This window comes from Nonomuraea sp. NPDC004186 (assembly GCF_053603495.1).
On record NZ_JBSGFQ010000233.1, the window covers coordinates 1 to 8,387 of the forward strand.

Consider the following 8,387-nt stretch of genomic DNA (forward strand, 5'->3'; position numbering starts at 1 on the left):
CTGGCGCTGCCGGGTCTGCTGTACGGCGGCGTCGCCCTGACCAACCCGCTCGGCTGGGTGGAGGTCTCCGAGACGAACGTGACCGAGGGATGGACACTCAGGTCAAGGGGCTCGGGCGGCACCGGCGGTCCCTCGCTGTCCGCCGTCGACCTGCGTGCCGTGTATCCCGGCACGGACCTGCCGCTGACCATGGTCATGGACAGCGTGTACAGCTCGACCAGGCTGCTCACCTGCGTGGACGCCGCCTGCCGGGACACCTCGTTCGCGTGGCCAGGCAGGAGCGCACCAAGACGGGACCCGTCGGTGCCAGCGCCCGGCTGGCCGACGGCCGCCTGGTCCTGACCGCCTGGAACGCGGACCCCCAGGTCCGGGGCCGCCTGGGGAACGCCGTCCGGCTCGGCCTGCTGATCTGCGACGGCAACGGGTTCGTGCCCCCGGCGGGCGGCAAGCCGCTGTCCGAGCCCACCTTCGACCCGCAAGGCAGCTCCGTGGCCCTCGCCGTACGCCCGGACGGCGGCCTGGTCGTCGTGGAGACGCGCCGGAACGAGAGGCCGGCGGACCGGCCTCCGTCCGAGCCCGGGTCGGAGACGGTCCCGTTCACGTTCTGCGACGATCCGGCCTGTTCCCGGCCCGAGCGGAAGATGGCCGCCGAACTGGAGTCGCCCTTCGACGACAGCGGTTATCGCAGCCTGGCGGTGGCGGTCGGCGCGGACGACCGTCCGGTGGCCGCGCGGCTCAACTCCAGGAACGGCGCCCTGTCCGTGATCACCTGCGCCGACGCGGACTGCACGACGCCGCGCGTGACGACGGCCCGGGACTGCCGGGACACGGAACCTTCGTACGAGAGCCGCATGCGCGGGGGTGTGTCCATGGCCATGCGTGCCGACGGTCGCCCGGTCATCGTCCACCGCGACATGCGTGACGGCTCGGTCAGCCTGCTCGACTGCCGTGACCGTGACTGCGCCCGGATCGACCCGGTCGCGCCGGCGGGCCTGTCCCGCGGCGCGCTTCCCACCGTGGTGACGGACGCGGCCGGACGGGCACTGGTGGTCTACCAGGACCTCGCCGCCCACCGGATCATGCTGGCCGCCTGCTCGGGCGGCCGGTGCGAGAGCGCCGTCGTGGGCAGGATCCGGTACGGCCCCGGCGCCGGCCTGGCCATGACCCTGGACGGCCAGGGCCGGCCGGTGATCGCCTGGATGGACGACAACGGGTTGCGCTACGGCAGCGAATGGGCCCTCAAGGTCACCACGGTGCTCAACGCGAGGATCCTCACCGGGCCCCGGCCGGAACCCCCCGGCACGCTGATCACACCAGTCCGCAGGACCGCCAGGCGATCGGCACGCGCGGCGACCACTGCCCGCCGTCGCCGCGCACCACCACGTACGCGGTGAGCGGCGCCGCGAACGAGCTACCACCGCACAGGACCCGCCCCGTGTCGACCGAGTAGCTGCCCGCCGGTCCGTTACCGCCCGACTGCGCCGTGGCCCGGCCCTGCCACAGCACCCGGTCATCCGAGGCGCGCCTGACCTGGACGGCGACCTGGGTGCCCGGCGTCAGGTAGTAGCCGCGGACGCCCACGGTCTGGTAAGGCCCCTCGTTGGTGGTGGAGCAGGTTTCACCGTCGCACGAAGGCCCGTTACCGGCGTGGTTGCGCTTCATCATGACGACCCAGGCGAGCCTGCGGGCCGCGCTGCCGTTGTCCTGCCGCGCCTGGGAGCGGGAGCTGGGGACCACGCACCGGTAGTCACCGGTGTACGCCTCCCGCCAGACGAACCCGGTCGTGCACGCGTGCCAGACCCCGGAGGCGTTCTCCGACCGCGTCCGGTCGCGTACGGCCGGGTCCACGCAGACGTGGTCGCTGGACCGCGCGCCGCGCCAGACGTACCCGCTGGCGCAGGTGTCAGGGGCGAACGCGGTCTCGGCGCCGGCCCCCTTAACCCCGAGCACCGACATCGCCAGGCATCCCGACGCGGTCATCGCCGCGAGCCTGCCGGAACGTGTGAGCATGTTCTTCCCCCGGGAGAGATCAAGGAACGGATCGCGGGCGGGCACTCCCAGCCCCGTGATCGCATCCTGTCCCGCGGCCCATCGCCGGACATGAGTAGCCCCTACTCATGTTCGGCTCTCCGGAGTGCGGCCCCGTGCTACCCGTGGTTCGTGGACGGCGAGTAGAGCATCGACACCGGGCGGGTGGCGGCGTCGAACGAGGCCGCTGCCCCGGTCGCACCCATCCCGCTGACCCCCCGCGGCTCGTAGACCATGTTGACGCCACCGTGTTGCCACTCGTTGATCCACACGAGAGCGGCGTTGATCTCCCTGCAGCGCCGCAGGTTCTCGGGGGTCGAGGAATAGACCGTCGCCGCGAGTCCGAAGCTTGTGGTGTTGGCCAGGTCGATGGCTTCGGCGAAGGAGTCGACCACGGTGACGGGGGCGACCGGCCCGAAGGTCTCCTCTTTCATGATGCGCATGTCCGAGGTGACCTCGGTCAGCACCGTCGCGGGGTAGAAGTATCCGGGCCGGTCTGGTTGCCCGCCACCGCAGAGCAGCGTCGCCCCGCGGTCGACGGCTTCGTGGACGTGGTCGTGCACGATCCTCCTCTGGGTGTCGTCGACCAGTGGTCCCAGGCCCGGGGAGTAGGGGTCGTCGCTCATCGTCCAGCCTTCGGCTTCGGCCACGAGGGCGGCGATGAACTCGTCCGCGACCGCGCGATGCACGTAGATCCGCTCCGACGACGTGCAGATCTGTCCGCTGTTGAGGAACGTCGACGTCGCGACCGCCTTGGCGGTGGCGGCCACGTCGACGTCGGCGTCGACGAGGACGGGGTCGTTCCCTCCCAGTTCCAGGATCGTTCGCTGAAGGCGCTTGGCCGCGGCGACGGCGACGCTGCGGCCCGCCTCGACAGACCCGGTGAAGTGCACCAGCTTGACCGCCTCGTGCTCGGCCAAGGGCTTGCCGGCGCGCGCGTCGCCCAGGAGAAGGTTCACCACGCCTGCCGGAAGGTCGCACAGCTCGACGAGCCGGGCCGCGGACAGCGGCGCCTTCTCCGAGGGCTTGATCACCACTGTGTTGCCGGCGGCGAGCAGGGGGCCGAGGGCTCCCAGGATCGAGGTCACCGTGAAGTTCCAGGGCACGATGAGTGCCAGCACGCCCAGCGGCTCACGGATGACCACTGTCCGTCCGGACTCGCCCGGAGCTGTGACGTCGGCGACGAACGGATAGGACCGCGCCCGCTCGATGCCGAGCCGGAACGAGGCGATTCCGCCCGCGATGAACTGCTCGGCGAGCGGGACAGGCTTGCCCATCTCCCGGTTCTCGAGTTCCGCCAGCTCGCGCACATGCCCTTCGAGGAGGTCGGCGGTGCGGCTCAGCCGGCCGAGGCGGTCCTCGAGGTCGAGCCTCGCCCAGCCCGCGTGCGCGGCCTGCGCCGACTCCACCGCCGCCGCGGCGTCGGCGGCCGATCCGGCCGGAATCAGTGCGACGACCTGTTCGGTGGCCGGGTTGACGACGCTGCGGAGTTCCGGGTCCGCGGCTTCGACCGGGGTGCCGTCGATGATGTTGCTCAGGCGCTTCATCTGCTCGTTCCTTCTGGATCGAAGCCGGCTTCAGTGGAGCCTGCGGGCCATGTGCTCGCCGAACATCACGCAGGCGAGATGGGTGTTGGCGCGTGGGACGAAGGGGAAGACGGAGGCATCGACGACTCGGAGACCCTCGAAACCGAGGACCTCGCACCGGGGGTCGACGACCGTCTCCGGCGCGTTCGGATCTCCCATCCGGCACGTGCTCGTCGCGTGCTGCGTGTCGACCACGCTGGCGCGCAGGTAGTCGCGCAGTCGCCCTGGTGTGTCCAGGGCATCGCGCAGCGACGAATTGACCCGCCAGAGATCGCCGTCGGCGATCTCCGCGAAGCTGGAGTGGGCCACCAGGTCGCTGAGGAGCCTGATGCCCGCTTCCAGGCGGTCGATGTCGCGCTCGTCCGACAACATGTTCAACGCCACCCGGGGCTGCGTGCACGGGTCGGCGCTTCGAAGCTTCAGCGTTCCGCGCGAGTAGGTCCGGTTGACGAACACCCCGACGGCACCGGCGCCGGCGCGCACTTCGGCCGCCGCCATGGCCAGCGCGTTCTGGTTGAGGGCGACCATCATCATGTCGTTCCCGCCGGGCACGGCTCCGCTGCTGTAGCGCACGCAGCAGTTCGTGTGCCGGTCGGCAGGACCGGCCGACGCCGCCTCGGTGAGCGGGATGCCGATCAGCGCCATCGGATGGTCCTGGAGCCCCCGGCCCACCGGCAGATCGGCACGGACCTCGATGCCCAGCCGTCGGAGATCATCGGCGGGGCCGATGCCCGAGCGCATGAGAATCGAGGGCGAGGCCGTGGCGCCCGCGCTGAGCACGACCTGGTTCGCGTGGAAGGCCGATCCGTTGGCCAGCCGGACGCCGACTGCTCGAGCACGTTCGAAGAGGACCACGTCGACCAGGCTGTCGCCGCGGATGGTGAGGCCCGGGTTGTCGCGACGTGGCTCCAGGTAGGCGTCGTGGCACGAGACCCGTCGACGGTCGATCGAGTTGATGGGGTAGGGAGAGACGCCGGTCGCGCCGGGTGCGTTGACGTCCGGGGCCCACCCGAAACCCGAGGCGAGCGCTGCCGCGCGGAGCGCCTTGTCGACCGAGCCCCACGTGTCGACCGGGGCCCGGTAGACGGGGATCGGGCCGGCGGTGCCGTGGTAGTCCTCGTCGCCGAAGCCGGCGTCGGACTCCAGGGCGACGAAGTCCGCCATGACCTCCGCGGACGACCATCCGGTGCAACCGGAGGCCGCCCACTCGTCGAAGTCCTCGATGGGCGGCCGGATCGCGATCTGCCCGTTCACCGTCGAGCTTCCGCCGAGGCCCTTGCCTCGCCAGTACAGGTAGGACTCCTGGGCCTCGGTCCTGGTGGCCAGATGCCCGTCCCACAAGAACGCGTTGTAGTCGGAGTTCAGGATCGCGTTCAACGGATTCGGCGACCTCCATGCCTCCGGAAGCTGCGAGGCCGCGTAGTCCCGGCCGGCCTCGAGCAGCAGCACCCGCTGTCCCGCGTCGGCGAGCCGTGCCGCGAGTGCCGAGCCGGACGAGCCCGCTCCGACGACGATGGTGTCGTAGCTGCCTGCTGATCCCATCTGGCCTGATCCTTGGTCTCGTCGCTAGGCGGTGAGATCGAGCGTGTGAACGGTCATCTCGCCGAGTGCCGCGGGAAGGGGTTCGACGCCGAACCCGGGTCCGCCGGGGATCGACACCGCGCCGTCCTTCATGACGATCGGCTCGGTGATGTCCTGGGCGTAGAACCGATCCGAGCCCGAGATGTCGCCGGGCAGCGTGAAGCCCGGGAGCCCGGCCAGCGCCGCGTTGGCGGCTCGGCCGATGCCGGTCTCGAGCATGCCGCCGCACCAGACCGCGACGCCGTGCGCCAGCGCGAGGTCATGGATGCGTGCCGCCTCGAGGTATCCCCCCACCCTTCCTGGCTTGATGTTGATGACACTCGCCGCCCCCAGCGCGATCGCGTCGGCGGCCGACCGCGCGTCAACGATCGACTCGTCCAGGCAGATAGGCGTGGTGAGCATGCCCGCGAGCAGCGCATGCTGTCGGAGGTCCTCCTCGGCCAGCGGCTGTTCGATCAGCAGCAGATCGAAGGGGTCGAGTCCGCGCAGCCGCTGGGCATCGGAGAGCCGGTAGGCGGTGTTCGCGTCAACCTGCAGCGCGATGTCGCCGAACCGCTCGCGCACCGCCTTGACCGGCTCGAGGTCCCACCCGGGCTGGATCTTGAGTTTGATGCGCGCGTAGCCCTGGTCGACGAAGTCGCCCACCCGACCGAGCAGGTCGGGAATCGACTTCTCGATGCCGACGCTGACCCCCGACGGCACCGAGACGCGGGTCACACCGAGCTGCGCTGCGAACGACATGTTCCGCAGCCGCAGCTGGGCATCCAGGATCGCCATCTCCAGAGCGCCCTTGGCCATGCGGTGGCCGACCACGTGCTCAAGTGCCGCGCCGACCGTCGATGCCGACACGGCGTGACCCGCGGCCTGCCACTCGAACAGCGCGGGCACGAGGAATCGCCGCAGGACCTCTCGTGCTCCCTCAAGGTATTCCGGCGAGTAGAACGGCTCGGCGAGGGCGACGCACTCACCCCACCCTGTCACGGTGCCGCCGTGGTCTGAGGCCGTGACCCGGATCAGGAGCGGAAGGCGCTCCGTCTGGGTGGAGAACGAGGTGGTGAACGGGTGGATCAGCGGCATCCGGACCGTGATGAGCTCGACACGCTCGATGTGCATTCTCAGGTGCTCCTCGTGAGGCAGTAGTGACCCCGGCGGTCGAAATCGACGACGACCCAGCCTTCTTCCAGCAGCCCACCCAGCGCCCGTCGTAGCGCGAGCCGCCATGAGATCGCGAGCTCGGGTTCGTGGCGCCGTAGAGCCTCGATGTCCGAGGGGATCTCCACGACGCATCGGGTCAGAGACTCCGCCCGGCCGAGGTCGAGCTGGGGTCGCCGGTCCACGGACCTCAGCACGGCGGGGCCGTGCTTCTTCTCGGCTCGTGAGGGCGCCGTGGCCTGCCCGATGTGCCAGGCCACCATGATCCGGTCGCTGTGCTGGCCCTGGTTGAGCCCGTCACCCATCGGTCCGTAGAAGTCGGGCAGGTAGACCTCGACCTCACAGCCGAGCTTGTGGAGGTTGAAGTACGCGTTCCGGGCCACCAGAGGGTCATAGGTCCACGTCACGCGGGTGACACCGCGGGCCAGGCACCAGTCGCGCTGGTGGTGCTTGAGGGCTCTGCCCCATCCTGTGCCCGCCGCGTCTGGTCGCACGCCGGCGATGTGGGAGTGCAGGGCATTCTCCCGGGGCGGGTAGAAGAACCCGACGCAGACCGCCATGAGCTCATGGCCGCGGAAACCACCGGCGACGTAGTTGCCCGCGTGCGCGAACGCCGTGAGGAGCTCCGGGCTGACATGCGACTGGGTGTTTTGGACCTTCCAGATCTGCGCCACGAGCTCGGAGGCGGCAGACATCTCCTCCGGGCGGTGAAGCAGCCGCAACTCCATGGAGGTCGAGATCGGCGCCTGGGTCGTCATGAGCGCTCCTGCCGCAGGAAGCGGTGTCCGTTGTAGACGCCGCCGACGACGGGCCGGAACTGCTCCTGCCCCGCGAGCTCAGCGGTGGTGTAGGCGTAGACGCCCGGGATGTTCGAGGCATGCAGCGCGACGGACTCCGGCTCTGCTGCCGTGCCGTCGCGCAGATGCCCCTTCCGCTCCCACAGTGTCAGTCTGAGACCGTCCGCGTCGGGGGCCACCTCCGCGCGATAGCCGGCGCACTCCCAGGCGCCCTCCAGCGGTTCGGGTGCACGTGTCATGTCGGCCCGGACCCGGACCGGGGGCAGACTGCCGTCGATCGACGACGTGACGTCCGCGAACAGCTCGTAGAAGAGACCATCCGGTTGACCACCGCTGGTCAGCAACGCCACCGCGTAGTTCGTACCGGGGATCAAGCGCAGGTATGAAAGTTGGCCGATCGTGCCGCCGTCATGGCCGTACACGAAGGTTCCCCGCCAGTCCTCGAGGAACCAGCCCAGTCCCCAGCCTTGGACGGTGGCGACGCTCTGTCTCAGATCGACATGCTCGATGGTCATCAGGCGAGCGCTGCCGGCTGACAGCAGACGAACGCCTTCCCGGGTCACCCCTCCGCGCAGTGACATCTCCGCGAACGTCAGCAGGTCGCCGACGCTCGCCACGATCAGGCCCGCGGGTCCCATGGATCGGGTGATCGACCACTGGGGCACCGGGGCCGACTCGTCGCCGAAGCCGGCGTGGCCGGTCGCCGTGGCGAACCTGGGTGCGTCCTCGCTCAGGGTGATGGTGTGCCGCAGGCCCATCGGCTTGATCAAATAGTGGAGCAGTGCCTCGTCCCACGTCATGTCGCGGAGCACCTCGACGATGCGGCCCGCGACGACGAAGCCGGCATTGCAGTAGGAGAACCTCTCTCCAAGCGGGTGGATGTGGGAGACGGCGGCGAGGTGCTCCACGTATCGCGCGACGCAGTCGTCTCCCCTCCCGGTGTCGGTGAAGACGTCCCCGTCGATGCCGCTGGTGTGGTTGAGCAACGCCCGTACCGTCACCGAGGGCGACTCGTCATCGGCCAGCCTGAAGTCCGGCAGGATTTCGTGCACGGGAGCGTCGAGATCGAGCAGCCCCTCGTCGACGAGCTGCATGACGAGCATCGTCGTCCAGACCTTCGTGATCGACCCGATCTGAAAGACGGCGTCGTCGATGACGGGTTCCCGGGTCGAGACGTTCAGGACCCCGGAGCTGACCGTGATGCGGTCGAAGACCGTTCCGCTCCGATCGAGCTGCACGATGC

8 protein-coding genes are annotated in these 8,387 nt (G+C 69.8%); 2 read left to right on the forward strand and 6 right to left on the reverse strand.

The genetic code is table 11. The features are described from left to right. Together ACWEPL_RS64305 and ACWEPL_RS64310 are read left to right on the forward strand one after the other, a co-directional pair. Positions 1–342 (forward strand): hypothetical protein (locus ACWEPL_RS64305; protein WP_452442805.1); only part of this gene is annotated, 342 nt, incomplete at its 5' end. Then, a complete protein-coding gene (locus ACWEPL_RS64310) occupies positions 267–1,394 on the forward strand; it encodes a hypothetical protein (protein WP_452442807.1) in 1,128 nt (375 codons plus the stop codon). The genes ACWEPL_RS64305 and ACWEPL_RS64310, both read left to right, overlap by 76 nt. On the opposite strand, the gene ACWEPL_RS64315 is transcribed toward ACWEPL_RS64310, so the two are convergent. The 6 genes from ACWEPL_RS64315 to ACWEPL_RS64340 form a co-directional block, all read right to left on the reverse strand. Further along, positions 1,309–2,010, reverse strand: a complete 702-nt coding sequence (locus ACWEPL_RS64315) for a hypothetical protein (RefSeq protein WP_452442809.1) — start codon at positions 2,008–2,010, stop codon at positions 1,309–1,311. The genes ACWEPL_RS64310 and ACWEPL_RS64315 overlap by 86 nt on opposite strands. A gap of 137 nt (positions 2,011–2,147) precedes the next feature. Continuing rightward, positions 2,148–3,575 carry an aldehyde dehydrogenase family protein gene (locus ACWEPL_RS64320; protein WP_452442811.1) on the reverse strand — a complete coding sequence of 476 codons (1,428 nt, stop codon included), beginning with the start codon at positions 3,573–3,575 and terminating at the stop codon, positions 2,148–2,150. A gap of 30 nt (positions 3,576–3,605) precedes the next feature. Continuing rightward, positions 3,606–5,156, reverse strand: coding sequence for a GMC family oxidoreductase (locus ACWEPL_RS64325; protein ID WP_452442813.1), 1,551 nt, complete (start codon positions 5,154–5,156; stop codon positions 3,606–3,608). A 24-nt stretch (positions 5,157–5,180) separates the two neighbouring features. Further along, positions 5,181–6,308, reverse strand: coding sequence for an o-succinylbenzoate synthase (gene menC, locus ACWEPL_RS64330; protein WP_452442815.1), 1,128 nt, complete (start codon positions 6,306–6,308; stop codon positions 5,181–5,183). A 2-nt stretch (positions 6,309–6,310) separates the two neighbouring features. Beyond that, positions 6,311–7,105 carry a GNAT family N-acetyltransferase gene (locus ACWEPL_RS64335; protein WP_452442817.1) on the reverse strand — a complete coding sequence of 265 codons (795 nt, stop codon included), beginning with the start codon at positions 7,103–7,105 and terminating at the stop codon, positions 6,311–6,313. Beyond that, a partial coding sequence (locus ACWEPL_RS64340; protein WP_452442819.1) for a serine hydrolase domain-containing protein occupies positions 7,102–8,387 on the reverse strand: 1,286 nt, incomplete at its 5' end. The genes ACWEPL_RS64335 and ACWEPL_RS64340, both read right to left, overlap by 4 nt.